General features: G+C 64.6%; 29 protein-coding genes. 6 read left to right on the top strand and 23 right to left on the bottom strand.

Annotated features, from left to right (window positions below; all coding sequences use genetic code 11):
- Positions 1-51: 51 nt before the first annotated feature.
- From paaK to paaA, 9 genes are all read right to left on the bottom strand, one after another.
- The gene (gene paaK / locus CAL22_RS07360) at positions 52-1,368 is read right to left on the bottom strand and encodes a phenylacetate--CoA ligase PaaK (protein WP_094811845.1); all 1,317 of its coding nucleotides are present in this window, start codon (positions 1,366-1,368) and stop codon (positions 52-54) included.
- 63 nt (positions 1,369-1,431) lie between these two features.
- Entirely contained in the window at positions 1,432-1,899 is a 468-nt protein-coding gene (paaI, locus tag CAL22_RS07355) for a hydroxyphenylacetyl-CoA thioesterase PaaI (RefSeq protein WP_094813499.1), read from the bottom strand.
- Positions 1,899-2,687: a 2-(1,2-epoxy-1,2-dihydrophenyl)acetyl-CoA isomerase PaaG gene (gene paaG, locus CAL22_RS07350; protein ID WP_094811843.1), complete on the bottom strand. Its 789-nt coding sequence runs from the start codon at positions 2,685-2,687 to the stop codon at positions 1,899-1,901. The genes paaI and paaG overlap by 1 nt, the downstream gene beginning before the upstream one ends.
- A gap of 9 nt (positions 2,688-2,696) precedes the next feature.
- Entirely contained in the window at positions 2,697-4,361 is a 1,665-nt protein-coding gene (gene paaN / locus CAL22_RS07345; RefSeq protein WP_094811841.1) for a phenylacetic acid degradation protein PaaN, read from the bottom strand.
- Positions 4,362-4,415: 54 nt separating this feature from the next.
- The gene (paaE, locus tag CAL22_RS07340; protein WP_094811839.1) at positions 4,416-5,504 is read right to left on the bottom strand and encodes a 1,2-phenylacetyl-CoA epoxidase subunit PaaE; all 1,089 of its coding nucleotides are present in this window, start codon (positions 5,502-5,504) and stop codon (positions 4,416-4,418) included.
- Positions 5,505-5,514: 10 nt separating this feature from the next.
- Complete coding sequence (gene paaD, locus CAL22_RS07335; RefSeq protein ID WP_094813498.1) at positions 5,515-5,985, bottom strand: 1,2-phenylacetyl-CoA epoxidase subunit PaaD; 471 nt, start codon at positions 5,983-5,985, stop codon at positions 5,515-5,517.
- 26 nt (positions 5,986-6,011) lie between these two features.
- Positions 6,012-6,776, bottom strand: coding sequence for a 1,2-phenylacetyl-CoA epoxidase subunit PaaC (paaC, locus tag CAL22_RS07330; protein WP_094811837.1), 765 nt, complete (start codon positions 6,774-6,776; stop codon positions 6,012-6,014).
- A gap of 6 nt (positions 6,777-6,782) precedes the next feature.
- Positions 6,783-7,067, bottom strand: coding sequence for a 1,2-phenylacetyl-CoA epoxidase subunit PaaB (gene paaB, locus CAL22_RS07325; RefSeq protein ID WP_094811835.1), 285 nt, complete (start codon positions 7,065-7,067; stop codon positions 6,783-6,785).
- Between the two features lie 71 nt (positions 7,068-7,138).
- Positions 7,139-8,128, bottom strand: coding sequence for a 1,2-phenylacetyl-CoA epoxidase subunit PaaA (paaA, locus tag CAL22_RS07320; protein WP_094811833.1), 990 nt, complete (start codon positions 8,126-8,128; stop codon positions 7,139-7,141).
- Positions 8,129-8,297: 169 nt separating this feature from the next.
- On the opposite strand from paaA, the gene paaX reads away from it, so the two are divergent.
- Positions 8,298-9,260, top strand: a complete 963-nt coding sequence (paaX, locus tag CAL22_RS07315) for a phenylacetic acid degradation operon negative regulatory protein PaaX (RefSeq protein WP_094811831.1) — start codon at positions 8,298-8,300, stop codon at positions 9,258-9,260.
- Here paaX and CAL22_RS07310 read toward each other — a convergent pair.
- Positions 9,230-9,856, bottom strand: coding sequence for an NAD(P)H-hydrate epimerase (locus CAL22_RS07310; RefSeq protein WP_094813496.1), 627 nt, complete (start codon positions 9,854-9,856; stop codon positions 9,230-9,232). The two genes, paaX and CAL22_RS07310, sit on opposite strands and share 31 nt — an antisense overlap.
- Positions 9,857-10,027: 171 nt before the next feature.
- Between CAL22_RS07310 and ycaC the strand changes: the two genes are divergently transcribed.
- A complete protein-coding gene (gene ycaC / locus CAL22_RS07305; protein WP_094811829.1) occupies positions 10,028-10,660 on the top strand; it encodes an isochorismate family cysteine hydrolase YcaC in 633 nt (210 codons plus the stop codon).
- 21 nt (positions 10,661-10,681) lie between these two features.
- Here the strand turns inward: ycaC and orn are convergent, their stop codons facing one another.
- Positions 10,682-11,227, bottom strand: a complete 546-nt coding sequence (gene orn, locus CAL22_RS07300) for an oligoribonuclease (protein ID WP_094811827.1) — start codon at positions 11,225-11,227, stop codon at positions 10,682-10,684.
- Between the two features lie 60 nt (positions 11,228-11,287).
- Here orn and CAL22_RS07295 point away from each other — a divergent pair, with 60 nt between their 5' ends.
- The 3 genes from CAL22_RS07295 to otnI all read left to right on the top strand — a co-directional run bounded on the left by CAL22_RS07295 (position 11,288) and on the right by otnI (position 14,397).
- Complete coding sequence (locus tag CAL22_RS07295; protein ID WP_094811825.1) at positions 11,288-12,541, top strand: M48 family metallopeptidase; 1,254 nt, start codon at positions 11,288-11,290, stop codon at positions 12,539-12,541.
- Entirely contained in the window at positions 12,538-13,440 is a 903-nt protein-coding gene (gene rsgA / locus CAL22_RS07290; protein ID WP_094811823.1) for a ribosome small subunit-dependent GTPase A, read from the top strand. The genes CAL22_RS07295 and rsgA overlap by 4 nt, the downstream gene beginning before the upstream one ends.
- A 159-nt stretch (positions 13,441-13,599) precedes the next feature.
- Positions 13,600-14,397, top strand: a complete 798-nt coding sequence (gene otnI, locus CAL22_RS07285; RefSeq protein WP_094811821.1) for a 2-oxo-tetronate isomerase — start codon at positions 13,600-13,602, stop codon at positions 14,395-14,397.
- Between the two features lie 8 nt (positions 14,398-14,405).
- Here the strand turns inward: otnI and CAL22_RS07280 are convergent, their stop codons facing one another.
- Together CAL22_RS07280 and rplS are read right to left on the bottom strand one after the other, a co-directional pair.
- Complete coding sequence (locus tag CAL22_RS07280; RefSeq protein WP_208621916.1) at positions 14,406-15,122, bottom strand: CoA pyrophosphatase; 717 nt, start codon at positions 15,120-15,122, stop codon at positions 14,406-14,408.
- A 205-nt stretch (positions 15,123-15,327) separates the two neighbouring features.
- Entirely contained in the window at positions 15,328-15,708 is a 381-nt protein-coding gene (rplS, locus tag CAL22_RS07275) for a 50S ribosomal protein L19 (protein ID WP_094811817.1), read from the bottom strand.
- Between the two features lie 273 nt (positions 15,709-15,981).
- On the opposite strand from rplS, the gene CAL22_RS07270 reads away from it, so the two are divergent.
- Positions 15,982-16,854: a DMT family transporter gene (locus CAL22_RS07270; RefSeq protein WP_094811815.1), complete on the top strand. Its 873-nt coding sequence runs from the start codon at positions 15,982-15,984 to the stop codon at positions 16,852-16,854.
- A 63-nt stretch (positions 16,855-16,917) separates the two neighbouring features.
- On the opposite strand, the gene CAL22_RS07265 is transcribed toward CAL22_RS07270, so the two are convergent.
- The 10 genes from CAL22_RS07265 to CAL22_RS07220 form a co-directional block, all read right to left on the bottom strand.
- Entirely contained in the window at positions 16,918-17,205 is a 288-nt protein-coding gene (locus tag CAL22_RS07265) for a hypothetical protein (RefSeq protein WP_094811813.1), read from the bottom strand.
- 88 nt (positions 17,206-17,293) lie between these two features.
- Positions 17,294-18,649 (bottom strand): PA0069 family radical SAM protein, encoded by a 1,356-nt coding sequence (locus CAL22_RS07260; protein WP_208621914.1) that lies wholly within the window; start codon positions 18,647-18,649, stop codon positions 17,294-17,296.
- Positions 18,650-18,832: 183 nt separating this feature from the next.
- Positions 18,833-20,137, bottom strand: coding sequence for a sulfate adenylyltransferase subunit 1 (locus CAL22_RS07255; protein ID WP_094811811.1), 1,305 nt, complete (start codon positions 20,135-20,137; stop codon positions 18,833-18,835).
- A 13-nt stretch (positions 20,138-20,150) separates the two neighbouring features.
- Positions 20,151-21,059 (bottom strand): sulfate adenylyltransferase subunit CysD, encoded by a 909-nt coding sequence (gene cysD, locus CAL22_RS07250; RefSeq protein WP_094811809.1) that lies wholly within the window; start codon positions 21,057-21,059, stop codon positions 20,151-20,153.
- A gap of 13 nt (positions 21,060-21,072) precedes the next feature.
- On the bottom strand, positions 21,073-21,801 hold the full coding sequence (locus CAL22_RS07245; RefSeq protein ID WP_094811806.1) for a phosphoadenylyl-sulfate reductase: 729 nt from the start codon (positions 21,799-21,801) through the stop codon (positions 21,073-21,075).
- A complete protein-coding gene (locus CAL22_RS07240; protein ID WP_094811804.1) occupies positions 21,798-22,862 on the bottom strand; it encodes a sulfate/molybdate ABC transporter ATP-binding protein in 1,065 nt (354 codons plus the stop codon). Before CAL22_RS07240 ends, CAL22_RS07245 begins: the two co-directional genes overlap by 4 nt.
- Positions 22,863-22,877: 15 nt before the next feature.
- A complete protein-coding gene (gene cysW / locus CAL22_RS07235; protein WP_094811802.1) occupies positions 22,878-23,762 on the bottom strand; it encodes a sulfate ABC transporter permease subunit CysW in 885 nt (294 codons plus the stop codon).
- The gene (gene cysT / locus CAL22_RS07230; RefSeq protein ID WP_094811800.1) at positions 23,759-24,637 is read right to left on the bottom strand and encodes a sulfate ABC transporter permease subunit CysT; all 879 of its coding nucleotides are present in this window, start codon (positions 24,635-24,637) and stop codon (positions 23,759-23,761) included. The genes cysW and cysT overlap by 4 nt, the downstream gene beginning before the upstream one ends.
- Positions 24,638-24,652: 15 nt before the next feature.
- Positions 24,653-25,678, bottom strand: coding sequence for a sulfate ABC transporter substrate-binding protein (locus CAL22_RS07225; RefSeq protein WP_094811798.1), 1,026 nt, complete (start codon positions 25,676-25,678; stop codon positions 24,653-24,655).
- Positions 25,679-25,858: 180 nt separating this feature from the next.
- Positions 25,859-26,500, bottom strand: coding sequence for a peroxiredoxin (locus CAL22_RS07220; protein WP_094811796.1), 642 nt, complete (start codon positions 26,498-26,500; stop codon positions 25,859-25,861).
- Positions 26,501-26,550: the final 50 nt, after the last annotated feature.

Raw genomic sequence — 26,550 nt, 5'->3', positions numbered from 1 at the left:
TTGCCGTGCGCGGCATCGCCGCGCAGACCCCGCCGCGGCCGCGGCGCTCGCTCAGGCGCGGGGGCGCTTGTCGATCACGCGGCGGGCCTTGCCCGTCAAGGTGCGTTCGACGAAACCGGCCTCGGCCACCTGCACGCGGGCGCTCACGCCGATATACGACTTCACGGCGTGCTGCAGTTGCTTGCCCACCTCCGCGCGCTCGGCTTGCGCCAGACCGCTGAACTCGGGGCGCAGCTCGGTCAGGATTTCCAGCTCGTCGAGATTGCCGCTGCGGGTCAGCACCAACTGGTAATGCGGCGCGAGCTGCGCGATCTTGAGCACCAGCTCTTCGACCTGCGTCGGAAAGAGATTCACGCCACGCACGATGAGCATATCGTCGCTGCGGCCGGTGATCTTGCCGATGCGGCGCATGCTGCGCGAGGTCGGCGGCAAGAGCCGGGTGAGGTCGCGCGTGCGATAGCGGATGATGGGCATGGCCTCCTTGGTCAGGGAGGTGAACACCAGCTCACCGGACTCGCCATCGGCCACCGGTTCGCCGGTATCCGGATTGATGATCTCCGCGTAGAAGTGATCTTCCCAGACGACCGGACCATCCTTGGTTTCCACGCACTCGCTGGCCACGCCCGGGCCCATGACTTCCGACAGACCATAGATGTCCACCGCATCGATGCCCGCCTGGGTCTCGATGTCCTGACGCATCTGGCCCGTCCAGGGCTCGGCGCCGAAGATGCCGATGCGCAATGAGCTTTCGCGCGGATCCTGGCCCTGGCGGCGTTGTTCTTCGAGGATGTTGCAGAAGTAGGAGGGCGTGACCATGATGATGTCCGGACGGAAATCATTGATCAGTTGCACCTGCTTTTCGGTCTGCCCGCCCGACATGGGAATCACCGTGCAGCCCAGACGCTCGGCGCCGTAATGCGCGCCCAGACCGCCGGTAAACAGCCCATAGCCGTAAGCCACATGAATGATGTCGCCCGGCTTGCCGCCCGCCGCGCGGATGGAGCGCGCGACCAGATTGGCCCAATTGTCCAGATCGCGGGCGGTGTAACCCACCACCGTGGGCTTGCCCGTCGTGCCGCTGGACGCATGCACGCGCGAGACGCGCTCGCGCGGAACGGCAAACATCCCGAAGGGATAGTTGTCGCGCAGATCTTTCTTGCTGGTGAACGGAAACTTGGCGATGTCGGAGAGCTGCTTGAGATCATCCGGGTGCACGCCCGCGTCGTCGAACGCTTTCTTGTAATGCGGCACGTTCTGGTAGGCGTGGCTGACGGTCCATTTCAGCCTTTCGAGCTGCAGCGCCTGCAATTCGTCGCGGCTTGCATGCTCGATGGGATCCAGCCCCGGCTTGCTGAGGGTAGTGGGCATGGTGTCTCTCTCCTGAAAATTCTGCGCGGCTCTGGGCCGCTTCGCAATAAGAAAACCTCGGGCTCAAGCGTCGGCGGTGCCGACGATCTGCCCTTTTATTCGGTAGGAACGGCCCCGGAAAACCGCCACATTGCGCCCATCCTGATTGCTCACCGTGATGTCATAGACGCCGGTGCGCCCGGCCAGCGAGCGTTCCTGCGCCACGGCAGTCAGCACATCGCCTTCGTAGCCTGGCGCCAGATAGTCGATCACGCAGCCCGACGCCACGGTGCTGACATTGCGCGAGTTGCAGGCGAAGGCGAAGCTGCTGTCGGCCAGGGCGAAAATGAAGCCGCCGTGGCAGGTCTTGTGGCCATTGAGCATGTCGCCACGTACGGTCATGGTCAGGCGGGCGTAGCCGGGGGCGATCTCCACCACCGTCATGCCCAAGGCCTGCGTGGCCGCGTCGGCCGCATACATGGCCTGGCCAACCGCCTCGGCCAGAGCCTGGGGGTCGGAGGGAACGTCGATCTGCGTATCGGACGTGCTCATCATTGCCCCTTGAAATCCGGTTCGCGCTTGTCCAGGAAGGCGGCAACGCCCTCGGCGTAATCGGCGCTGCGGCCCAGCTCGCGCATCATGTCGCGCTCCAGATCGAGCTGCGTGGCCAGATCATTGGCCAGGCTGGCCTGCAGGGCGCGCTTGGTGAAGGCCAGCCCCTTGGTCGGGGCGCGGGCAAAATGCCTGGCCATCTTGTCCAAGGTCTCGTCAAAGGCTTCGTCGGCCACGCATTGCCAGATCAATCCCCAATCCTGGGCCTGGCGCGCGGAAATCTTGTCGCCCAGCATGGCCAGCCCAAAGGCGCGAGCCCGTCCCACCAATCGCGGCAGCACGAAAGTGCCGCCGGTGTCGGGAATCAGGCCCAGGCGGCAGAACGACTGAATGAAGCTGGCCGACTCTTTGGCGATCACGATATCGCCAGCGAAAGCCAGATTCGCACCCGCGCCAGCCGCCACGCCATTGACGCCCACGACGACCGGCATGGGCAGCGCCGCCAGGCGGCGCACCAGCGGTGCGTAGAACTTTTCGACGGTCTCGCCCAGATCCGGCGGCGAGCCATCGGCGGCGGGACGCCGCTCGGAGAGGTCCTGCCCGGCGCAAAAGCCGCGCCCGGCCCCCGTCAGCACCAGCACGCGGGCACCCTGCGTTTCGACCTGCGTCAACGCATCGGCCACTTCACCGTGCATGCGCGCGGTAAAGCTATTGAGTTTGTCCGGACGGTTCAGGGTCAGCCGCGCCACGCCGTCGGCCAGCGAGAAATCAATATCCTGATAGCTCATGACCGCTCCTCAAACGTGGCGGCGGGTTTGCACCACGCGGAAACGGTTGGCCACGAAGGCGCTGTCCGACAAGGCGGCATTGGCCGCCGGGTTGGCGCCGGTGCCGTGAAAGTCGCTGAACGCGGCCGTCTGATTGACGAACACCGCGCCGGTCAGGTTGAGCGACAGCGCCACGCCGGCAACCTCGGCGGCCTCCTGGATCTGCGCTGCCACGCGCTCATCGGTGGTGTAGGCCGACAGACTCAGCGCGCCATGCTGGCGCACGGTATCGCGGGCCAGCGCCACGCTGTGCTCGGTCGAATCGGTGGCCACCACGAAGGAGATCGGGCCGAACCATTCCTGGAAGATGCGGCTGTCATCGGCCTGGGCGCTCAGCACCAGCGGCGTGCGCACACGGGCCTGTTCAAACTGCGGGTGCGTCAGGCTGCGCGAATCGGCCAGCACCGGCAATCCCAGCGCCCGGGCGCGCTCGATGCGCTCGGCCGTGGCTTCGCTCTGGATGGCGCCGGTCAGTTCGACCGCGCGGGCCGCATCGCCCGACAGCTTGTCCACGGCCGACGCGATTGCGGCAGCCACCTCATCAAAACTCAGATGCCCGGCAGCCGTCTGAATGCCATCGCGCGGCACGTAGATATTCTGCGGCGCGGTGCACATCTGACCGGAATACAAGGCCAGCGAGAACGCCAGATTACGCGCCACGCCCTTGATGTCCTCGGCCGAATCGATGATGACCTGGTTGACCCCGGCCTTCTCGGTGTAGACCAGCGCCTGGCGGGCGTTTTGCTCCAGCCAGTCGCCGTTGGCGGTGCTGCCGGTGAAGTCGATGATCTTGACGGCCGGCGCCAGCGCCAATTGCTGCGCCGTGTCGTCGCCCGCCTCGTGCGCGGCCAGCTGCACCACTTCGGGATCGAAGCCGGCCTCGGCCAATACCTCGCGCGCGACCTGCACGGTCAGGGCCAGCGGCAGGATGGCGGCCGGATGCGGCTTGACGATGACGGTGTTACCCGTTGCCAGGCTGGCAAACAGGCCGGGATAGCCGTTCCAGGTGGGAAAGGTCGAGCAGCCGATGACCAGGGCCACGCCACGCGGCACCACGGTAAAGCGCTTCTCCATCTTGATGGGCTCGTTCTTGCCCTGGGGCTTTTCCCACAGCGCGACTTCCGGGATCCGCGACATTTCCTGCCAGGCGTAGGTCACCGCCTCCAGGCCGCGATCCTGCGCGTGCGGGCCGCCGGCCTGGAAAGCCATCATGAAACCCTGGCCCGTCGTGTGCTGCACGGCATGCGCCATCTCGAAGCTGCGGCGGTTCAGGCGCGCCAGAATCTCCAGCGATACGCCGACCCATGCGCTCGGCCCGGCACGGCGCCAGGCCTGACCGGCCTCTTGCGCGTTGGCCAGCAGGCGATCGGGCGCGACGCGCGGGTAAGCAATATTCAGCGCGAAGCCAAAAGGCGATACCTCGCCGCTGACCGTGCCCTCGGCACCGCTGACGCTCAGCGGGAACGCCTTGCCCAGCAAGGCATCGAAAGCCGCCTGCCCGTCCTGGGCCGCCGTTTCACCATAATTGCGGGGGCTGGGCGACTCGGAGAACGGACTCCAGTAGCCACGTTCACGGGCGGCCGCCAGGGCCTTTTCCAGCACCGGCTGGTGACGTTCAAAGAATTCTTGGGACACTGCCTACTCTCCGATTAATTTTTCTGTGAATTCGCAATCAAGGCTGCAAGGCGCTCAGGTTTCCTGGTCGAAATCCAGTACCAGACGGTCACTGACCGGATAGCTCTGGCAGCTCAGGACAAAGCCGCGCGCCACTTCATAATCTTCCAGAGCGAAGTTGGCGTCCATGTCCACCTCGCCCTCGACAACCTTGCAACGGCAGGTCGAACAGACACCGCCCTTGCAGGAATAAGGCAATTCAACACCCTGGGCCAGGGCCGCGTCCAGCACGCTGTCCTGGTTCTTGGCAATGGCAAAGCTGCGGCTGTGGCCATCCTGAATGACGGTGACTTCGCACTGGCCCTTGCCTGGCGCCGGGGCAGCCTCGCGCCCGGTGCGCAGGCTGCGCGGGCCCTTGGGCGCGCCGAACAGCTCGAACTTCACGCGCGATTTGTCCATCCCGCGGTCGGCCAGCCGCTGCACCACGCTTTCGATCATGGTTTGCGGCCCGCAGACAAAGGCGTAATCGACATCATCGCCAGCCATCCAGGTGTTCATCAACTGTTCGACCTTGTCGCCGTCAAGACGGCCGTTGAACAGCTCGATGTCCTGCGACTCGCGGCTCATGATATAGACCAGCGAGAACCGCTCCATGTAGCGATTCTTGAGATCTTCGATCTCTTCGCGGAACAACACCGACGACGAGGCGCGGTTGCCGAAGAACAGCGTGAAGCGGCTGTTGGGCTCGGTCGACAAGGCGGTCTTGACCAAGGAGAAGACGGGCGTGATGCCGCTTCCCACCGCGAACGCCACATAGTGGCGTTCCTGCTCGGGGGAGAATTCGACCGTGAAGTTGCCGGCCGGCGCCATCACCTCGAGATCCTGGCCCGGCTGCAGTTCGTGATTGGCCCAACTGGAGAACACGCCCTCGTCGACCTGTTTGATCGCCACACGCAGGATGCCGTCCTGCGGCGCGGAACAGATCGAATACGAGCGGCGGACTTCCTCGCCGTTCAACTCGGTGCGCAAGGTGAGATATTGGCCCGGCCGGAATGCGAAGGCATCACGCAGCGGTTCGGGCAGATCGAAGGTAACGACCACGGCGTCGCGCGTGTTGCGGGCCACCGCGGCTACCTTAAGGGTATGGAATTGTGGCTGGCTCATGGATAAGCGCTCAATGCGTCTTGAAATAATCAAAGGGCTCGCGGCAATCCGCGCAACGGTACAGGGCCTTGCAGGAGGTGGAGCCGAAATTGCTGATCAAGCGCGTGTTGGCCGAGCCGCAATGCGGACAGGCGATGGCGGGCATGGCCTGCCGGCGGCTGATGCCCGAAATATCCACGGCACGCTCGGCGGGCGCGGCAATGCCATAGCCCTTGAGGGCGGCACGGCCGCGCTCGGTCATCCAGTCCGTGGTCCAGGCCGGCGCCAAACGCGTATCCACCCGGACTTGCGCCACGCCATGACCCGCGAGCACGCGGACGATATCTTCGGTGATCTCGCGCATGGCCGGGCAGCCCGAATACGTGGGCGTGATCGTGACCACACAGGTCTCATCCTCCCAGTCCACCGCGCGCACCACCCCCAGATCGACCACCGACAGCACAGGGATCTCCGGGTCGGGGACTTCCCCGAGCCAATCCATCACCTGGCCGCGGTCCACGCTGCTGTTCACCAGCGGGCTCCCGGATAGGCGCGCTGCAAATGCTGCATCTCGGCCAGCATGTAACCCAGCGACTCGGTATGGCGGCCTTGCAGACCGCCACGGCGCAGCAAATGAAACGCCTCGCGCTCCTGGGGCAAGGTGAGCGTGGCCTCTTCGAGCACCTCGCGCACATGCGCCAGCCAGGGCTGGAACAGACTGGCGCGCTCGACCGCGATGCCGCGCGCGGCCAGATCCTGGTCCACCTCGTCATCGGCGAAGAGCTCCCCGGCGAAAGTCCAGGCCGAATCGATGGCGGCCTGCATGCGGCGATGGCTTTCCTCCGTACCGTCGCCCAGACGCACTACCAGATCCGACGACCGGCGCACGTGGTAGGTGACTTCCTTGATGGCCTTGGCGGCAATGCCGGCGATCCGTTCATCCTTGGACTGCATCAGTTGCTGCAGCAAGAAGTAATGCCAGACGTCGAACAGGAACTGGCGCGCCATGGTGTCGCCATAGTGGCCGTTGGGCTGCTCGACCAGCAGACAGTTGCGGAACTGGTGCGCATCGCGCAGATAGGCGAGCTGGTCCTCGTCACGGCCCTGCCCCTCGACCTCGCCGGCCAGCGTCAGCCACATCCGCGCCTGACCCAGCAAGTCCAGCGCGGTATTGGTGAGCGCCAGATCTTCTTCCAGCACGGGGCCGTGGCCACACCACTCGCTCAGGCGCTGCGACAGAATCAGCGAGGTGTCGCCCAGGCGCAGCAGATATTCAAAGAGTTGCTTGTCCATGCCGCCTCACATGTGCTTGATTTCTTCCGGCATCGGGAAGAAGGTCGGGTGGCGGTAGACCTTGCTGTTGGCCGGCTCGAACAGCGGCTCTTTATCACCCGGGCTGCTGGCCGTGATGTCGCTGGCGCGCACCACCCAGATGCTCAAGCCTTCGTTGCGGCGCGTGTAGACGTCGCGCGCATTATTGATGGCCATTTCAGCATCAGGCGCGTGCAGGCTGCCGACGTGCTTGTGGGCCAGGCCATGCTGGCTGCGGATAAAGACTTCCCATAGGGGCCATTGTTTGCTCATGGTGCGTATCCCCGGCGCGCGGCGCGCGCCTTCCTTGTTCGTGCAGAAGTGGAAATGCCGTGCGAACGGGCTCAGGCGGCCTTGCGGCGCGACTGCTTCTCGGCGTAGGCCACCAGGCCATCGCGCACCCAGGCGCCCTCTTCATGGGCTTTGACGCGGGCGGCGAGACGTTCGCGGTTGCAAGGGCCATTGCCCTTGATGACGGCGTAAAACTCATCCCAGTCGATGTCGCCGAAATCGTAGTGGCCGCGCTCGGCATTCCACTTGACCTCGGGATCGGGAACGGTCAGGCCCAGGTACTCTGCCTGGGGGACGGTCTGGTCGACCATCTTCTGCCGCAGTTCGTCATTGGTGAAAAGCTTGATCTTCCACTGCATGGACTGCGCACTGTTGGGAGAGTCCGCGTCCGAGGGGCCGAACATCATCAGCGCCGGCCACCACCAGCGATTCAGCGCGTCCTGACACATGGCCTTCTGCTCCGGCGTGCCATGCAGGCACATCTGAATGAGCAGGTCATAGCCCTGGCGCTGATGGAAGGACTCCTCCTTACAGACCCGCACCATGGCGCGCGCATAGGGACCGTAGGAACAGCGGCACAGCGGGATCTGGTTGATGATGGCGGAGCCATCGACCAACCAGCCGACCATGCCGATATCGGCCCAGCTCAGCGTGGGGTAATTGAAGATGCTGGAGTACTTCGCCTTGCCCGAATGCAAGTCGTCGATGAGTTCGTCGCGCGAGACCCCCAGCGTTTCGGCGGCGCTGTACAGATACAGGCCATGCCCGGCCTCGTCCTGCACCTTGGCCAGCAAAATGGCCTTGCGCTTGAGCGACGGCGCCCGGCTGATCCAATTGCCCTCGGGCAACATGCCTACGATCTCGGAGTGCGCGTGCTGGGAAATCTGACGCACCAGCGTCTTGCGATAGGCATCGGGCATCCAGTCCTTGGCCTCGATGCGCACGCCCTCATCCACGCGTTGCTGAAACTCGCGCTCCGGACCCGACAATTCGTCAGCCCGGCGCAGTTGCTTGACACCCGTCTCAACCAGTTGCGCGTACATGTTTGTCTCCTTTGGCGACAGCGGGCTCGCAGCCCTGCCACTGCTGTTTCTTGATGGTTTGATTATTTAATACAAAAATTCCATTGTCAAACTTATTTCTGTATCACGTCGAGTTTATGTATCATGTCGCCAGACCGGTAACATGAGGCCTTTTGGCCCGTCCCTTTTTATGGCCAGTTCCGCCACGCCGCTTCTGGATCGCTTCCTGGCACGTCTGCTCGAACAGGATCCCCCACGTGCCAAATCCCTCTGCGTCAGCTTGCTGGGCGACGCCCTGGCGCCGCATGGCGGCGCCATCTGGCTGGGAGATTTGATCGAATTGCTCGCCCCGGTGGGCATCAACGAGCGCCTGCTGCGCACCAGCGTGTTCCGCCTGGTGGCGCAAGGCTGGCTGCAATCAGAGCGCCACGGCCGCCGCAGCCTTTATCTGATGGCCGATACCGGACGCCGCCTGACGGCGCTGGCCTCGCAACGTATTTATGAAGGCCCGCCGCGCCAGTGGCATGGCGAGTGGACGCTGGTCGCCCTGCCGCGCAGCGGCGGCAATGGCCTGGCCGAACGCGCCGAACTGCGGCGCGCGCTGGAATGGGAAGGCTTCGCGCTGGTAGCGCCAGGCCTGTTCGCGCACCCGGCGACCGAGGCGCGCGCGGCGCACGACATCCTTGAGCAATTAGGTATTCCGGACAAAGCGCTGGTGCTGGCCGCGCGCGATCTGGCAGGCGCCGGCGGCCTGCCCATCGCCAGCCTGGTGCCGCAATGCTGGAACCTCGACGCCGTGGCCGAGCAGTACCGCTTGTTCACGCGCAGTTTCGCCGCCCTGGCGCCGCTGGTGGCCGAGGCGCCTCCCGCGCCGCCGCAAGCCTTCGCGCTACGCGTACTGCTGCTGCACCACTGGCGCCGCATCGTGCTGCACGACCCGCAACTGCCCACCCCCATGCTGCCGGCAGACTGGCCGGGCGGTCCGGCGCGCGAACTATGCGGCCAACTGTACTGGCGCTTGTTCGACGCTTCCGAGCAGCATCTGGATGCCGTGGCCGGCCGCGAGAACAACCGCTACCATCCTCTGGATGTGGATGTCTGCCACCGGTTCGGCGGCCGCCCTCAGCCCGCAAACACCGCCGCCCGCCACTGAGGCGACAGCCCCAGATCGTCTTCGTAGCGTTGGCCCATGGCTGGCGCGCCGCCGGCCAGCGCCGCGGGCGTACCGATGAAAGACAACGTCCAGCTCGCCTGGACGGTCTGGCCCAGAGGCTGACCGGTCCGCGCCGACAGCCCACTCGGGACATCCAGCGCCAGCACCGGCATCCGCCAGCCATTGAGCGCGTCCACCAGGTCCACCCAGGGCCGGCCCAGCGCGCGGGTCAGGCCGATGCCGAACAGACCATCGATCGCCAGGTCTGCCGCCACGCGGGGCAATGCGGGATCCTCCACGCCGCCCGCGGCGCGCCAGCCCGCGTAGGCCTGCGCAGCATCGGCAGGCAGCCGCGCCGGGTCGCCCGGCATGACCACCTGCACCGCATAGCCGGCCTGCAGCAAATGGGTGGCGGCCACCAGGGCATCGCCGCCGTTGTTGCCCGGGCCAGCCAGGACCATGACCGAAGCGGGCGCCGGCAAGCGGGCCTGCACGAAGTCGGCTGCCGCCCGCCCGGCCCGGGCCATCAAATCCATCCCCTGTTGCCGGGCGCAGGCCTCGATACGCCGCAATTGCTCCAGTGTGTAGACGCCCATGTCCGCGCCTCCCGATAAAGAGGTTTTCAGTATGGCATGCCCGGCCCGGCGCCGCGGCGGCCCGGCGGCCCGGCGGCCTTGATTCATTTGCTGACAGCCAGACCCGGCACGGCTCGTCTAAGATCAGACGGGAACGTCGCCCCGGCATCCGCCGCCCACCCGGAGAGCATGATGAGTCAACCCTACGCAAAACTGGACAAGAACAACGCCGCCGTGCTGCTGGTGGATCACCAGGCCGGCTTGCTGTCACTGGTGCGTGACTTCCAGCCGGACCAGTTCAAGAACAATGTCCTGGCCCTGGCCGACCTGGCCAAGTACTTCAAACTGCCCACCATTCTGACGACCAGCTTCGAACAGGGCCCCAACGGGCCGTTGGTGCAGGAGCTCAAGGACAGCTTCCCGGACGCGCCCTATATCGCGCGCCCCGGCCAGATCAATGCCTGGGACAACGAGGACTTTGTCAAAGCCGTGGAAAAAACCGGCAAAAAGCAGCTCATCATCGCCGGCGTGGTCACGGAAGTCTGCGTGGCTTTTCCCGCGCTGTCGGCGCTGCAGCAAGGGTATGACGTCTTCGTGGTGACCGATGCGTCGGGCACCTTCAATGAGGTGACCCGCCACGCCGCCTGGGACCGCATGTCGGCGGCCGGCGCCCAGTTAATGAGCTGGTTCGGCGTGGCGTGCGAACTGCACCGTGACTGGCGCAACGATATCGAGGGGCTGGGCGCGCTGTTTGCGAACCACATCCCCGATTACCGCAACCTCATGGCCGCCTACAGCGCCGTGCAGGCCGCGGGCAAGCCGTAACAGGCCAAGGGCCTGCGGCCCTCAGACTTTCAGGAAGTGCTGGCGATAGTATTTGAGTTCGTCGATGGACTCATAGATGTCGGCCAGCGCTTCGTGACGGCTTTTCTTCTCGAAGCCCTTATAGACCGCCGGCGCCCAACGCCGCGCCAACTCCTTCAGGGTGCTGACGTCCAGATTGCGGTAATGGAAGAAGCGCTCCAGCGCCGGCATGTAGGCGAACATGAAACGGCGATCCTGGCTGATGGTGTTGCCGCACAGCGGCGACTTGCCCGCCGGCACATGCTGCGCCAGAAACTCGATCAACTGCTGCTCGGCCTGCGCTTCGGTCAGCGTTGAGGCGCGCACTTTGTCGATCAGGCCGCTTTTACCGTGGGTGGACTTGTTCCAATTGTCCATGGCGTCGAGCACGCTGTCGTCCTGATGCACAACCAGGACGGGCCCTTCCGCCACGACCGTCAGATCGGGTTCGGTCACCACGACGGCGACTTCGATGATGCGTTCTTTATCAGGATCAAGGCCCGTCATTTCCATGTCGAGCCAGACCAGTCGGTTTTCGTTGGCAGCCATATAATTTGCCTTTAAAACACGCGATTTTCGCACACCCCTGCCCGAGGCGCTCACCAGCCCATGTTTACCCTGTTGTTCGTAGCTTTGCTGATTGCCGATACCGGCGTGCGCCTGTGGCTGGCCAGCCGCCAGATCCGGCACGTTGCCCGCCACCGCGACCAGGTGCCCGGCGAGTTTTCCGCCCGCATCGGCCTGACCAGCCACCAACGCGCTGCCGATTACACCGTCGCGCGCGTGCGCCTGGGGATGTTCGAGCGGGTTTACGACGCGATGATCCTGGTCGGTCTGACCTTGCTGGGCGGGCTGCAATGGCTGGACACCAGCCTGGGCCAATGGATCCCATCCGACTTTCTGCGGCAACTCACGCTGCTGGTCTGCGTCGCCCTGTTGCTGGGCCTGGCCGGGCTGCCGTTCACGCTATGGCGCCAATTCCGCCTGGAGAGCCGCTTCGGTTTCAACCGCATGACGCCGGCACTGTTCTTCTCCGACCTGCTCAAAGGCATGGCGCTGGCCTTCTGTCTCGGCCTGCCCCTGGCGGCGGCCATTCTCGGGCTCATGGCCAGTGCCGGCGCCTTCTGGTGGATATGGGCCTGGGCATTGTGGACGGCCTTCAACCTGCTGCTCATCTTCATCGCACCCACCTATATTGCCCCGCTTTTCAACAAGTTCACGCCCTTGGATGACCCGGATCTCACCGCCCGCATCCGCGGACTGGCGCAGCGTTGCGGCTTCACGCTCAACGGCCTGTTCGTGATGGACGGCTCCAAACGCTCGGCGCATGGCAACGCCTACTTCACCGGTTTCGGCAAAAGCCGGCGCATCGTGTTCTTCGATACCCTGCTCTCGCGCCTGAACGCCGACGAAATCGAAGCCGTGCTGGCGCATGAGCTGGGCCACTTCAAACGGCATCACATCCTCAAGCGCATCGGCCTGAATCTGGCGCTGGCGCTGGTCTTCTTCGCGGCGCTGGGGTGGCTGGCGCAACAACCCTGGTTCTACGAAGGGCTGGGCGTACTGCCTCAATTGGGCGGACGCAACGACGCCATGGCGCTCATCCTGTTTTTTCTGGTCATGCCCGTCTTCACCTTCATGTTCACGCCGCTGGCCAGTTGGTATTCGCGCCGTGACGAGTTCGAGGCCGACCGTTATGCGGCCGCGCAGAGTTCCTCGGGCAATCTGATCTCGGCGCTGGTCAAACTCTACGACGACAACGCCGCCACACTGACTCCGGATCCCGTGCATTCCGCCTTCTACGACAGCCATCCCCCCGCCGCGGTCCGCATCCGCCACCTTCTGACAGGGGCGCCCGCATGAGCGCGCCCAACGAAGGGCGCATCATCGCCGCCCACGGGCGCCACTACAGCGTGGAGCTCGCCGACGGCAGCCTGCGCAAGTGTTTCCCGCGCGGCAAAAAAACCGGTCCGGCCGTGGGCGACTGGGTGCGCATCACGCCCCAGGGCGCCGACGAGGGCGCCATCGATGCCGTCCTGCCCCGGCGCAATCTGCTGTTCCGCTCCGACGAGATGCGGTCCAAGCAATTCGCTGCCAATGTCGACCAATTGCTCATCGTGGTCGCGGTCGAGCCGACGTTTTCGGAGGATCTGCTGGGCCGCGCACTGACCGGCGCCTGGAGCGTGGGCATCGAGCCGATCATCATCCTGAACAAAATCGATATCACCGCCGGACTGGAGGCGGCTCGCGAACGCCTGGCCCCTACCCGCGCATTGGGCGTGCCGGTCATCGAACTGAGCGCTCAGGACGCCCAGGCCGTGCAGCGCGAGCTGGCGCCCCGCCTGGCGGGCCGCGTCAATCTGCTGCTCGGGCAAAGCGGCATGGGCAAATCCACCTTGCTCAACACCTTGGTGCCCGATGCCCAAGCCGCCACGCGCGAGCACTCCACCGCGCTGGACATGGGCCGGCACACCACCACCAGCACCCGCCTGTATCACCTGCCGGCGCCCGGCGGCGATCTGATCGACTCGCCCGGATTCCAAGCCTTTGGCCTGCAGCACCTGAGCGGCGAGGATATTCTGCGGGGCTTCCCCGAGTTCAAGCGCTATATCGAACAATGCCGCTTCTACAACTGCACCCATCGGCACGAACCGGGATGCGGGGTGGTGGGCGCGCTCAAGGCCGGTCAAATCGACCCCGGCCGCTACGCCCTGTACGAACGCATCCTGGCTGAGACCGAGGCCGCGCGCCAACGCTATTGACGCGGCGCTGCCTGCCAGGCGGGTGCCGCGGGCCACATCAGCCGGCGCCCCGCCTGTGGGGCGCGCGCCACGCATGCCCGCGCTGGCGTCAGGGGCACGCCGGGCACAGCCAGCCGCAGCCACGATACACTGCGCATTTCCGGGTCATGGGAACCTGACATGCCGCGTTTTGCCGCGAATCTTTCCACGCTCTATCCCGATCTCGACCTGCTGGACCGCTGCGGCGCTGCCGCTCGCGACGGATTCCGGGGGGTGGAGATGCAATCGCCCTATAGCCATTCCACCGCGCAATGGCGTGACCGGCTGCAAAGCCACGATCTCGAACTGATACTGCTGAATGCTCCCGCCGGCGACGCCGCCAAGGGCGAGCGCGGGCTGGCCTGCCTGCCTGGCCGTGAGGAAGACTTCCGCGGCGCGCTGGAGCAAGCGCTGGAGTACGCCGTGTCGCTGATGTGCCCGCGCGTCCATGTCATGGCCGGCTGCCCTGCCGCCGGCAGCGATCCCGCCGCGCTGCGCGAGACCTATGTCAACAATCTCGCCTATGCCGCCCGTCTGGCCGCCGCGGTCGACGTGGAAATCCTGATCGAACCCATCAACCCGCGCGATATGCCGGGTTATTACCTCAACCATCAGGCCGACGCCCATGCGGTTGCCCAGGCCACGGGCGCAGCCAATGTCAAAGTGCAGATGGATCTCTACCACTGCCAGATCGTCGAGGGCGACGTGAGCATGCGGCTGCGCCACTACATCCCGCAGGGACGCGTCGGGCACGTCCAGATCGCCGGCGTGCCCCTGCGCCAGGAGCCGGATCAGGGCGAGCTCAACTACCCCTATCTATTCCATCTGCTCGACGAGTTGGGCTATGCAGGCTGGGTAGGCTGCGAATACCGGCCAGCGGGCGATACCCGGGCCGGGCTGGGGTGGCTGCACGCCGCCCGGCGTGCCTCCACGCACTGAAGCGCGCCTCAGCGCGGCGCCAGGCTGGCGTAGAGGTTGCGCAGCATGCCGGCGGTCGCCCCCCAGATGAAACGCTCGCCCCACGGAATGGCGTAGTAGCGGCGTATCCGGCCGTCGGGCAGCCGCGCCTCATAGAGGCGATGGTTGGCCGGATCCATCAGAAAATCCAAGGGCACTTCAAAGATATCCGCCACCTCAAACGCGTCCGCAGCGGGTGAAAAATCGGGGCGCACCAGTGACACGACCGGCGTGATGGAAAAGCCGGTCGAGGTCAGAAACTCCGGCATGCTGCTGAGCACTTCCACGCGGTCTTGCGGCAGGCCGGTCTCCTCGTGCGCCTCGCGCAGGGCTGTCGCCACCGGCGTGGGATCGGCCAGCTCCACCCTACCCCCCGGAAAGCTGATCTGACCGGCATGATCATGCAAATGCGCCGCGCGCTGGGTCAGCATCACGCTCACCCCCTGCGGCCGCATCACCATGGGGATGAGCACGGCGGCCAGCACGGGCGGCCCTTCACGGCCAGGGTAACGCTCCTTCTCCATCCCCAACGGATCCAGCGTCCATTCGCGCGCCGGCCGCAAGGAGCCGCGCAAGGCGTCGGGCGTGAGCAACTCCGGATTGACGCGCAGCAGTCCGCTGTCGGCCACTTGCCAGGGTTGTTCCTTCGGGTCGAAGTTCGGCCGCACGATAGGCCGGCGTATACGCGGGGGCGATGAATCAGTCATGAACCTAAGGTTGCCACAAAGGAGAGGCAGGCATTGCGGCATGCGCATCGGGCGGCGTCACCGCGGCTCCGGCCGGCAGCAGGCCGCCGAAAGACGAAAAAAAAGCACCTTTTCAGGTGCCTTTTCAGCTCGGAATACCGCCCGGCACGCACCGGCATGAAGCCGGCGCGATGCTGGGCGGACCGGGCAGCGTTCAAGCCAGGGATTAACCTTGAGCGGCTTGCTTGCTGACCAGCTTTTCCTTGATGCGAGCCGACTTGCCCGAGCGGTTGCGCAGGTAGTACAGCTTGGCACGGCGCACGTCGCCACGGCGCTTGACTTCAATGCCGGCGATCTGCGGCGAGTAGAGCTGGAACGTACGTTCCACGGCTTCACCCGACGAAATCTTGCGGACGATGAAGGAAGAATTCAGGCCACGGTTGCGCTTGGCAATGACCACGCCTTCGAAGGCCTGGACACGCTTGCGGGTACCTTCGACCACGTTCACGCTCACGATCACGGTGTCGCCAGGGGCGAACTCGGTCACGGGCTTGTCGCCGGTCAGGCGCTTGATTTCTTCCTGTTCAAGGAGAGCGATAAGGTTCATGAGAACTCCGGATTCATCTTGTCTTTGCAGGCGTTTTTTGCCGGGAGGATATCGATGCAGCACCCCAAGGCTCCCCTGACTTAAGCGCGCTTTCCCAAAAGAAAGCCCGCCCTATCGGGTAACCCCAGCGCGCGCATATTTCGTATGCCGCAAGCAGAGGATGAGTTGGCAAACCAGCTATTCTACCTCAGTGCTCTTTTTTTAACCAGCCCAGCTACCCGAGTTCCGCCCCCGTTTCAAGTACGCTTGCGCCTTTCCCGCTTGCCGACCGCCATGACTTATACGTCCCTGATACTGGTTGTGCTGGCCGCCATGGCCCACGCGACATGGAATCTGCTTGCCAAGCGCGCCGCCATGGTGGGCCCCGTCTTCGTCTTCGCCTATGGACTAGCCGCCAGCGTACTGTATGCGCCCTGGGTGATCTGGGTCCTGGCGCACGAGGGGATGTCGTGGAGCTGGCCGGTCGGGCTATGCATCCTGGCCTCATCGTTGTTGCACCTGGGCTACAGCCTCTGTCTGCAACGTGGCTACCAGGTGGCAGACCTATCGGTGGTCTACCCCATCGCGCGCGGCACCGGACCGCTGTTGTCGACAATCGGCGCCTTTACGCTGCTGGGCGAACCCGCGACCACGACCGGCATACTGGGGATGTTGTGCGTGGTGGGCGGCGTCATGCTGATCGCCACGCAAGGGCGGCTGAGCATGTTCCATACGCCACAAGCCTGGATCGGGGTACGTTGGGGAGTATTGATCGGCCTGTTTATCGCCGCCTACACCGTGGTGGACGCCTACGGGGTGAAAAGCCTGCTCATCATGCCGGTCTTATTTGACTGGTTTACCTGTGTCACGCGCACGGCCATGCTGACACCGCACGTCATCAAGCGCCGGGCGCAGTACTTCCCAGCCATGCGCGGCTATTGGCATCTGGCGCTCGCCGTGGGCGTGCTGTCGCCCCTGGGTTATATCCTGGTGCTCTATGCCTTGCGCATGGGCGCGCCCTTGAGCCTGGTCGCCCCCGCGAGAGAAATGTCCATGATGCTGGGTACGCTGGCGGGCATGTTCTTGCTCCGCGAAAAAGTCGGCCCGGGACGTCTGGCCGGTTGCGGCGCCATCCTGCTGGGCGTCATCTTGCTGGGTTCGAGCTGAATCTGCGCCTGAGTGCCGCACAGAGCGTAGGCCGCCCTGCCCCAATCGCCGCCGCTGAGCAGCTCAAAAACCGAAGGCCGCACCCAACCACATGAAACCGGGAATCGCCGCCCCCCACGACAACACCATCACCACATCCCAGACCATGCGGCGGCGCATTTCCCGGGCCTGGATATCCCGCTCGGTATCGGCGGCGGGCTCGACGTCCGCCGGTACCGCGGCAGGCTCGGCGGGCGCCTGAAACGGCCAGGCCGGCGAGCGTGCGGGCACGGCCCGCGATGAGGGGCGCGGACGCTGCGACACCGGGCCATGGGCAAGCAATGCGTCTGCGGGAAGCGTAACCGTCGTCATGATGACTCTCCTTGTAGCGCCTGCCAGGCCAGACCGGGCAAGGCTGTCCGTTGCCGGACATGCATGAGAAAACTGCCTTGGACTTCGTTCATTCTTCGAATAGCGCCATCTGGCCGGCTTCGCGCGCCGCGTCGGTGGCGTTTTGCCGCCCGCGCCGCACGGCCTGTGCAATGACCGGCGGCACGAACAGATCCCGCACGAGTTCCGGGCGCATGCCGGTCAAGCCCAGATTGCGCGTGGCAAGTTGAAAGCGCTGCCGCAACAAATCCGCCCAGATGCCGGTCCCGCGCATGCGGGTATCAAAACTGCTGTCATTGCGTTTGCCCTCGCGCATATCTTCGATCCGGTGCAACACTCGCTGCGCCCGATCAGGAAAATGCGTATGCAGCCAGGTCTCAAACACCTCTTTGACTTCCCAGGGCAAGCGCACCACCGTGTAGCTGGCCGAGCCGGCCCCCGCAGCGGCGGCTGCCTCCAGGATGGACTCCATGGACTCGTCATTGATAAAGGGAATGACGGGAGCCACCAGCACCCCCACCGGGACGCCGGCCTCGGCAAGCTTGCGCACTGTCTCGACACGACGCCACGGCGCCGAAGCGCGCGGCTCCAATGTGCGCGCCATGTCGGCATCCAACGTGGTGATGCTGATGAATACCGTCACCAGCCGGTCACGCGCCAGCGTGGATAGCAGGTCCAGATCGCGCTCGACGAGGGCATTTTTGGTGACCAGGGTCAGGGGGTGGCGCGTCTCGGCCATGAGCTCGAGCAGGCCTCGAGTCAGGCGCCAGGTGCGTTCGATGGGCTGATAGACGTCGGTGGCCGAGCCGATATTGATCGGCGAGACCTTGTAACCGGGCCGGGCCAACTCCGCGCGCAACGCCTGCACGGCGTTAGCCTTGGCGACCAGGCGAGTTTCGAAGTCCAATCCGGGCGAATAGCCCAGATAGGCATGCGTGGGCCGGGCATAGCAATACACGCAGCCATGCTCGCAGCCCCGATAGGGATTGACGGCGACGTCAAAGGGGATATCCGGAGAATCATTGCGCGACAGCAGCTTGCGCGCCTGCTCTGGCCGCACCGTGGTGCGCGGCACCGCCATGACGGGGATGTAACGCTGGGTGGCAGACTGGGGCAAACCCACCGCTTCGGGCAGCGCCGCGTCCGCGGCGGCGGCGGAAGCGCCGGACAAATGGGCCTCGGACACGTCATCATCCGAGGAGCCCCCGGCAGCGACCCGCCGGGGTTCATCCTGGATATCATCCAGGGACGGATCGAGCGCGACGGCCGTATCGTCGCCGCCGAACCACCCGTCATCGAAAGCCTCGCGCTCGACTTGCTCGAAGCGGTGGCGAACATTAGTAACCGCACCCCGACCGCGCGAGGCGGCGGGGGCGGCAGCCGGGGACCCATAACCGGCGGAAAGCGAATGTTCGGTGCTCATCATGGAAGCACTGTACAAAAACACAGTACTTTTGACAAGCCCCTAAGTCCTTGAGAGGACCACGTTCCGACTGTACCGCAAGTGCCGCCAGGCGTGCACGGAATTCATTTCACGTGCTGGAAAATGCCTGGAAAGCCGCGCCAGCCAAGGCTTTGAATAAAAAACAACAGCGGCGGGCAGGCCCGCTCAGCGCCGGATCAGCATGCCGGCTGCCGCCGTCTGGTGCGTGGCCGCGTCGATCAGAATGAAGGCCCCCGTTCCCGGAACGTCACGGTAGTCATCGACCGCCAGCGACTCCCGCGTGACGAAGGACACGCGGCCGATGTCATTCATCGCCAGGCTGTCTTGCGCCTCAGCAACTTCCTGCAGCTCATGAATGTCACGCCGCGTATGCACGCCGCGAATCTTGGCCGAGGTCAAGCGCGTGCCCTGCTTGAGCAAGTATTTGCGCGCGGGGTTCAACGGTTGATTGTCGAGCCAGCAGACCTCGGCCTCGAACTCGCGCGCCACGGCCGCCGGAGCGGCCGCATGCGTGATGATGTCACCGCGCGAGACATCGACATCGCGATCCAGCACCACGGTCACCGAATCGCCGCTCACGGCGCGCTCCACGCTGCGGTCGAACACCCGGATCCCGGCCACGCGCGCGGCCACCCCGGATGGCTGCACGAGCACCTCATCGCCCACGGCCAAGGCACCGCTGGCCACGCGGCCGGCGTACCCCCGGAAATCCTCGGCACGGTCGCCGTCATGGCGCATCACCCATTGCACCGGAAAGCGCAGCGGCAGCACCGAGCCGTCGGCGCCCTGTTCGAGATTTTCCAGCAGGCTCAACAGCGGCTGGCCCGCATACCAGGGGGTCCGATCGGAGCGATGCACGACGTTGTCGCCATTGAGCGCCGACAGCGGCAGGATGTGGAAATCCGGCAGCCCCAGTTTGCGCGCCAGATCGGCATAGGCCGCGGCGATGCGGTCGAACACCGCCTTATCCCAGTCCACCAGGTCCATCTTGTTGACGGCCACCACGATGTGGCGGATGCCGAGCAGACGCGCGATCGTGCTGTGCCGCTTGGTCTGCGGCAACAGCTTGCCATCGGCCGCCCGCGTGGCATCGATCAGGATGATGGCCGCGTCGGCCGTCGATGCGCCGGTGACCATATTGCGGGTGTACTGCTCGTGTCCCGGTGCGTCGGCCACGATGAATTTGCGTAAAGGCGTGGCGAAGTAGCGATAGGCCACGTCGATCGTAATGCCCTGTTCGCGCTCGGCCTCCAGGCCGTCGGTAAGCAGAGACAGGTCAATACCGTCGCCCGCCACGCGTTTGTGCTTGGCGCGCGCAATGGCGTCGAGCTGATCGGCGAACACGCCCTTGCTGTCATAGAGCAGGCGGCCGATCAGTGTGGATTTGCCGTCGTCCACCGAGCCGGCGGTGATCAGGCGCAGCACACCGCGATCGGCGCCCGACAAAAAAGAATCGTTCAGTGCATTCATGATGTCATCCGGTTCAGAAATAGCCTTCGCGCTTGCGGCGTTCCATCGACGCCTCGGAGGTCTGATCGTCCATGCGGGTCGCCCCGCGCTCAGTGATGTCGGTGACGGCCGTCTCGGCGATGATGGCCAGCGGGTCGGCAGCCTCGGAGGCCACCGGGCAGGTGCAGGAGATATCGCCCACGGTCCGAAAGCGCACATCCAGGGTCTCGACGCGCTCGCCCTCGGCCGGCGGCGTCAGGCGCGTGACCGGCACCAGCAGGCCACGGCGGCGCACCACCTCGCGCTGATGGCTGTAATAGATGGACGGCAGGGCCAGATTCTCGCGATGGATGTATTGCCAGACGTCCAGTTCGGTCCAGTTCGAGATCGGAAAGACCCGGATGTTCTCGCCGGGATGCACGCGCGTATTGAAAATATTCCAGAGCTCCGGGCGCTGCGCCTTGGGGTCCCATTGGCCGAACTCGTCCCGGAACGAGAAAATGCGCTCCTTGGCGCGGGCCTTTTCCTCGTCGCGGCGCGCCCCGCCTATGCAGGCATCGAAACCGAACTCCTCGATGGCCTCCAGCAAGGTCACCGCCTGAGCGGCATTGCGCGAGTCCGTCTCGCGGCGCAGCACGACGCTGCCGCGCGCGATGGAGTCTTCCACACTGCGCACGATCAACGTTTCGCCCAACTGCCCGGCGCGCTCGTCGCGAAACGCGATGACCTCGTCGAAGTTGTGCCCCGTGTCGATATGCATCAGGGGGAAGGGAAAACGGCCAGGCCGGAAGGCCTTTTCGGCCAGGCGCAGCAGCACCACGGAATCCTTGCCGCCGGAGAACAGCAGCACGGGTTTGGCGCACTCGGCGGCCACTTCACGCAAGATGAAAATGGCCTCGGATTCCAGCCAATCGAGATGGCTGCGTTGGGCAACTAAAGACATGATTCTTCCTTTCTCAATTCACAGCAATCGGGATATGGCGGCGGTTGCCCTCGTGCAGACCGCACTCCTTGGAATCCGAACTCTCCCACCACCAGCGTCCGGCGCGCAGATCCTCACCCGGGCGGATGGCGCGCGTACAGGGATCGCAGCCGATGGAGGGGTAGCCCTGGTCATGCAAGGGGTTGTAGGGAATGTCCAGCGCCCGGATGACCGCCCAGACCTCGTCTTCGCTCCAGGCGGCCAGGGGATTGAATTTGTACAGCCCGAACACGGGATCGGGCTCCTCGGCCGGCAGCTCGCCCCGCGTGACGGCCTGCGCACGCCGCTGCCCGGTGATCCAGGCACTGCGGCCCGCCAGCGCGCGCGCCAAGGGCTCGACCTTGCGTATCTGGCAACAGGCCTTGCGCAGGTCCACGCTCTCATAAAAGGCGAAGGCGCCATGCGCGGCGACGTGCTCGCTGACAGCCTGCGCCTGGGGTTGCATCACGGTGATCGCCCGCCCATAGCGGTCGCGCACCTTATCCAGCATGCCCAGGGTCTCGGGATGCAGCCGGCCAGTGTCCAGCGTGAAGATCTCCAGCGGCAGATGATCCTGTTCGATGGCATGGATCAACAGCATGTCTTCGGCCGCCAGCGAGCAGGCCAGCGCCGCGTCGGGATGGCGCCGGGCAATGTCGGCCAATGTGGCCTTGAGCGCTTCCCAGCGCGCGGCCGTCTCAGAAGTCAGGTCGGTGTGGCTCATGGTTGCGTAGCGAAAACCCTGGCGCGGCGCGGACGGGCCAGCAGGGCATCGCCCTCCTTCAGGTTGAGTTCGCGAAAGATGTGCTCGGGGACTTCGGCTTCGATCGCGCTGGCGGCGTCTTCCCGCGTGAGCTCCAGATAGGCGCTGGGACCGGCCAGATAAGCGTGCGCCAGCCGCACCGGGATGCCGGGCGATTGCGGGGCGTAGCGCAGCACCTCGATCTCATGCGGCCGGACGTAGGCCGTCGCCGCCAGCACCCCGGGCTGATCCAGACCGGGCGCGGGCAGCGCCAGATCGGCATGGCGCCAGACGCCCCCGCTGGCCTGGCCGGAAAGCTGATTCACGTCCCCCAGGAAGCCATAGACAAAGGGCGTGGCGGGCGCCTCCCAGACCTCGCGCGGGCTGCCGATCTGCTCAATGCGCCCGGCATTCATCAGCACCACGCGGTCGGAGACTTCCAAGGCTTCTTCCTGATCATGGGTGACGAAGACACTGGCCACGTGCAGCTCATCGTGCAAGCGGCGCAACCAGCGGCGCAACTCCTTGCGCACCTTCGCATCCAGCGCGCCAAACGGCTCGTCGAGCAGTAGCACGCGCGGCTCCACGGCCAAGGCACGGGCCAGCGCAATGCGTTGACGCTGACCGCCCGATAACTGTGCCGGATAACGGTCGGCCAGCCAGTCCAATTGCACCAACTGCAGCAGGTCATGGACCTTGCTGCGGATCTGCGCTTCGGACGGCCGTTGCGAGCGATGCTTGACCCGCAAGCCAAACGCCACGTTCTCGAAAACCGTCATGTGCTTGAACAAGGCGTAATGCTGAAACACAAAACCCACTTGCCGCTGCCTCACATCGACCCCGGTGGCGTCCTCGCCGGAGAACAGCACGCTGCCGCTGTCGGCGCTCTCCAGGCCGGCGATGATGCGCAGCAACGTCGTTTTGCCGCAGCCCGACGGCCCCAGCAGGGCGACCAGCTCGCCGGTCTCGATATGCAGTGAGACATCGTCCAGCGCACGAAAATCATTGAAGCGCTTGGACAGATTTTTGACTTCGATGCTCATGATGTTCCTCCCCGCTCAGGCGGCTTGTGGCTGTTGCGCCGCCAGTGGCGACACTTCAAGGGGCTGCTCGCCTTGCGCCAACAGCCGCTGATTGCGCCACTCAATGAAATTCTTGACCACCAGCGTCACCAGGGCCAGCAATGCCAGCAGCGAGGCCACCGCGAAGGCGGCCGAGAACTGGTACTCGTTGTAGAGAATCTCCACATGCAGCGTCATGGTGTTGGTCAGGCCACGCACCTGCCCCGACACCACCGACACCGCGCCGAACTCGCCCATGGCGCGCGCATTGGCCAGGATGGCGCCATACAGCAGGCCCCATTTAATATTGGGCAGCGTGATGCGCCAGAAGATCTGCCAGCCCGTCGCGCCCAAGGTCAGCGCCGCCTGCTCTTCCTCACTGCCCTGCGCCTGCATCAGCGGGATCAGCTCCCGCGCCACGAAGGGAAAGGTCACGAACAGCGTCGCCAGAATGACACCCGGCACGGCATAGACGATCTTCAGGTCGTGCTCCTGCAGCCAAGGGCCGAACCAGCCCTGCGAGCCGAACAACAGCACGAAAATCAGGCCCGCCACGACGGGCGAGACCGAGAACGGCAGGTCGATGAGCGTGATGAGGAACTGCTTGCCCCGGAACTGAAACTTGGTGATCGCCCAGGCGGCCGCCACCCCGAACAGCAGGTTCAGCGGCAGCGAAATCGCGGCCACCCACAGCGTCAGGCGGATGGCCGACAATGCGTCCGGCTCGGTGATCGCCGCCAGATAGGTCTGCCAGCCCTTGCGGAATGCTTCGGTAAACACCGCTGCCAGCGGCACGAACAGAAACAGCGTCAGAAAGGCCAAGCCCAGAAAGAGCAGAATGCCGCGCACCCAGCGCGGCTCGGTCAAATGGTCGGGCCTCATGCCAGTCTCCCTCCGCGGCGCGCCTGCCACCCCTGCAACAGGTTGATGATGAACAACAGCAAAAAGGACACAGCCAGCAAAACGGTCGCAATGGCCGCCGCCCCGGCATAGTCGAACTGTTCGAGTTTCACGATGATCAGCAGCGGCGTGATCTCCGACACCATGGGCATGTTGCCGGCGATGAACACCACCGAGCCGTACTCGCCCACCGCGCGCGCGAAAGCCAGTGCAAATCCGGTCAACAGTGCTGGCATCAAGGCCGGCAGCAGCACCCGTCGTATGGTTTGCCAGCGGCCGGCGCCCAGACTGGCGGCGGCTTCCTCGATCTCCCGTTCGATATCTTCGAGCACGGGCTGCACGGTGCGCACCACGAAGGGCACGCCGATGAAGATGAGCGCCACCACGATGCCCAGTGGCGTGAAGGCCACTTTCAGGCCCAGCCAGCGCTCCAGCGGCCCGCCCAGCCAGCCGTTGGTGGAGTAGATCGCGGTCAGGGCGATGCCGGCCACGGCGGTGGGCAAGGCAAACGGCAAGTCCACCAACGCATCGACGATGCGCTTACCCGGAAAGCGGTAGCGCACCAATACCCAGGCCACGATGGTGCCGAACACCAGATTGACCAGCGCCGCCACCAAGGCCGCGCCGAACGTCAGCCGGTACGACGCCAGCACTCGGGGCGCGGTCACCGTATCCCAGAACCCCGCCCAACCCAGGTGCGCGCTTTTGATCGGCAAGGCAGCCAGCGGGATCAGCACCAGCACGCTGAGGTAAAACACGGCATAACCCATGGAAATGCCAAAACCCGGCAGTACGCCGGGGCTTTTGCGGGCGGGGCGGGCGCCCGCGCCCGCCGCCGGATGAAGAATGGCACTCATCGCGAACCCGTTTCCTTACTTGGGTTGATAGACCTGATCAAAGCTGCCGCCATCGCTGAAGTGATCCTTCTGCGCCTTGCGCCAGCCACCGAAGATGGGATCGTCGATGGTGACCAGATTCAGTTTGGGGAAGCGGCTTTCGTACTTGGCGGCCACCGTCTTGTCGATCGGCCGGTAGTAGTTCTTGGCGATGATTTCCTGCGCTTGCGGCGTATACAGAAACTCCAGATAAGCCTGGGCGGCCTGACGCGTGCCCTTCTTATCGACCACTTTGTCCACCACGGCCACCGGCGGCTCGGCCAGAATGGAGAGCGACGGCACGACGATGTCGAACTTGTCCGGACCCAGCTCTTCCTGCGCCAGGAAGGCTTCGTTTTCCCAGGCCAGCAAAACGTCGCCCACCCCGCGCTCGACAAAGGTCGTCGTCGCGCCGCGCGCCCCGGTGTCCAGCACGGGCACATGCTTGAGCAGATCACCGACAAACTGGCGCGCACTGGCTTCGCTGCCGCCCGGCTTCTTCAGGGCATAGGCCCAGGCCGCCAGATAATTCCAGCGCGCCCCGCCCGAGGTCTTGGGGTTGGGCGTGATTACCTGCACGCCGGGCTTGAGCAGATCATCCCAGTCCTGGATCTGCTTGGGATTGCCCTTGCGCACCAGGAACACGATGGTCGAGGTATAGGGCGAGCTGTTTTGCGGCAGGCGCTTTTGCCAATCCTGCGGCAGCAGACCGCGATCGGCGACGGCATCGATGTCATAAGCCAGCGCCAGGGTGACGACGTCGGCGTCCAGGCCGTCGATGACCGAACGCGCCTGGCGACCCGAGCCGCCGTGCGATTGACGAATGGTCAGATCGACACCGGCCTTGGCTTTGTAATCCTTGACGAAAGCCTCATCGACAGCGCGATACAACTCGCGCGTGGGGTCATACGAGACGTTGAGCAGTGTTTGCTTGCTCTGGGCCATGGCCTGGGGCAGGCCCAGCGTAAAAGTGGCTGCCAAAGCGATGGCGGCGGTCCAGATTCCTGCGGCACGGGAGGGCATGTTCGCTTCCTTTGTTGTTCGAGTGGCAATGACTGCAGTGTGCAAGCCCAGCCATCTGAAAGGAACGAATCATTTTTTGATTACTCATCGCTAGAAGCGATAAAGCCCGGGCCGCGCCGCCGCGAGCGCCAAACAAACGGGCCGCCCGAAGGCGGCCCGCATGCGTCAGTCTGGCATCTCTTACTTGTTGGGCTGCGGCGTGATGCGCAGGTAGGGGCGCACGGCCTTGTAGCCCTTGGGGAATTTCTCCTTGATGACGGCTTCGTCCTTCAGGGACGGCACGATGATCACGTCATCGCCATCCTGCCAGTTGACCGGCGTGGCCACGCTATGGCTGTCGGTCAATTGCAGAGAGTCGATCACGCGCAGGATCTCATTGAAATTACGGCCCGTGCTGGCGGGATAGGTAATGATGAGGCGGATCTTCTTGGCAGGATCGATGATGAACACCGAGCGCACGGTCAACGTGGCATTGGCGTTCGGATGGATCATGTCATAGAGCTCGGAGACCTTGCGGTCCTCGTCGGCCAGGATGGGGAAGTTGACACGGGTCGACTGCGTGTCATTGATGTCGTCGATCCACTTGGTGTGGGATTCCTCGCCGTCGACCGACAGCGCCAGCACCTTGACGCCACGCTTGGCGAACTCGTCGGCCAGCTTGGCGGTATAGCCCAGCTCGGTGGTGCAAACCGGCGTGAAGTCGGCGGGATGCGAAAACAACACGCCCCACTTGTCGCCAAGGTAGTCATACAGGCGCAGCGTGCCTATGGACGATTTCTGCTCGAAGTCGGGCGCGGTATCGCCCAGACGAAGGTGTGCCATTGAAAATCTCCTGCTTGAGGTTGCCGACAATATGATTCTTGCATCAAACC

The organism is Bordetella genomosp. 12, from assembly GCF_002261355.1.
Classification (GTDB): Bacteria; Pseudomonadota; Gammaproteobacteria; order Burkholderiales; family Burkholderiaceae_B; genus Bordetella.
This window is presented reverse-complemented; position numbering and strand designations above follow the sequence as displayed.

Bases quoted from the DNA above. Each gene is read 5' to 3' on its own strand.
- paaK (WP_094811845.1), bottom strand. From the start codon at position 1,368: ATGCCCACTACCCTCAGCAAGCCGGGGCTGGATCCCATCGAGCATGCA.
- paaI (WP_094813499.1), bottom strand. From the start codon at position 1,899: ATGAGCACGTCCGATACGCAGATCGACGTTCCCTCCGACCCCCAGGCT.
- paaG (WP_094811843.1), bottom strand. From the start codon at position 2,687: ATGAGCTATCAGGATATTGATTTCTCGCTGGCCGACGGCGTGGCGCGG.
- paaE (WP_094811839.1), bottom strand. From the start codon at position 5,504: ATGAGCCAGCCACAATTCCATACCCTTAAGGTAGCCGCGGTGGCCCGC.
- paaD (WP_094813498.1), bottom strand. From the start codon at position 5,985: ATGGATTGGCTCGGGGAAGTCCCCGACCCGGAGATCCCTGTGCTGTCG.
- paaC (WP_094811837.1), bottom strand. From the start codon at position 6,776: ATGGACAAGCAACTCTTTGAATATCTGCTGCGCCTGGGCGACACCTCG.
- paaB (WP_094811835.1), bottom strand. From the start codon at position 7,067: ATGAGCAAACAATGGCCCCTATGGGAAGTCTTTATCCGCAGCCAGCAT.
- paaA (WP_094811833.1), bottom strand. From the start codon at position 8,128: ATGTACGCGCAACTGGTTGAGACGGGTGTCAAGCAACTGCGCCGGGCT.
- paaX (WP_094811831.1), top strand. From the start codon at position 8,298: ATGGCCAGTTCCGCCACGCCGCTTCTGGATCGCTTCCTGGCACGTCTG.
- CAL22_RS07310 (WP_094813496.1), bottom strand. From the start codon at position 9,856: ATGGGCGTCTACACACTGGAGCAATTGCGGCGTATCGAGGCCTGCGCC.
- ycaC (WP_094811829.1), top strand. From the start codon at position 10,028: ATGAGTCAACCCTACGCAAAACTGGACAAGAACAACGCCGCCGTGCTG.
- orn (WP_094811827.1), bottom strand. From the start codon at position 11,227: ATGGCTGCCAACGAAAACCGACTGGTCTGGCTCGACATGGAAATGACG.
- CAL22_RS07295 (WP_094811825.1), top strand. From the start codon at position 11,288: ATGTTTACCCTGTTGTTCGTAGCTTTGCTGATTGCCGATACCGGCGTG.
- rsgA (WP_094811823.1), top strand. From the start codon at position 12,538: ATGAGCGCGCCCAACGAAGGGCGCATCATCGCCGCCCACGGGCGCCAC.
- otnI (WP_094811821.1), top strand. From the start codon at position 13,600: ATGCCGCGTTTTGCCGCGAATCTTTCCACGCTCTATCCCGATCTCGAC.
- CAL22_RS07280 (WP_208621916.1), bottom strand. From the start codon at position 15,122: ATGACTGATTCATCGCCCCCGCGTATACGCCGGCCTATCGTGCGGCCG.
- rplS (WP_094811817.1), bottom strand. From the start codon at position 15,708: ATGAACCTTATCGCTCTCCTTGAACAGGAAGAAATCAAGCGCCTGACC.
- CAL22_RS07270 (WP_094811815.1), top strand. From the start codon at position 15,982: ATGACTTATACGTCCCTGATACTGGTTGTGCTGGCCGCCATGGCCCAC.
- CAL22_RS07265 (WP_094811813.1), bottom strand. From the start codon at position 17,205: ATGACGACGGTTACGCTTCCCGCAGACGCATTGCTTGCCCATGGCCCG.
- CAL22_RS07260 (WP_208621914.1), bottom strand. From the start codon at position 18,649: ATGATGAGCACCGAACATTCGCTTTCCGCCGGTTATGGGTCCCCGGCT.
- CAL22_RS07255 (WP_094811811.1), bottom strand. From the start codon at position 20,137: ATGAATGCACTGAACGATTCTTTTTTGTCGGGCGCCGATCGCGGTGTG.
- cysD (WP_094811809.1), bottom strand. From the start codon at position 21,059: ATGTCTTTAGTTGCCCAACGCAGCCATCTCGATTGGCTGGAATCCGAG.
- CAL22_RS07245 (WP_094811806.1), bottom strand. From the start codon at position 21,801: ATGAGCCACACCGACCTGACTTCTGAGACGGCCGCGCGCTGGGAAGCG.
- CAL22_RS07240 (WP_094811804.1), bottom strand. From the start codon at position 22,862: ATGAGCATCGAAGTCAAAAATCTGTCCAAGCGCTTCAATGATTTTCGT.
- cysW (WP_094811802.1), bottom strand. From the start codon at position 23,762: ATGAGGCCCGACCATTTGACCGAGCCGCGCTGGGTGCGCGGCATTCTG.
- cysT (WP_094811800.1), bottom strand. From the start codon at position 24,637: ATGAGTGCCATTCTTCATCCGGCGGCGGGCGCGGGCGCCCGCCCCGCC.
- CAL22_RS07225 (WP_094811798.1), bottom strand. From the start codon at position 25,678: ATGCCCTCCCGTGCCGCAGGAATCTGGACCGCCGCCATCGCTTTGGCA.
- CAL22_RS07220 (WP_094811796.1), bottom strand. From the start codon at position 26,500: ATGGCACACCTTCGTCTGGGCGATACCGCGCCCGACTTCGAGCAGAAA.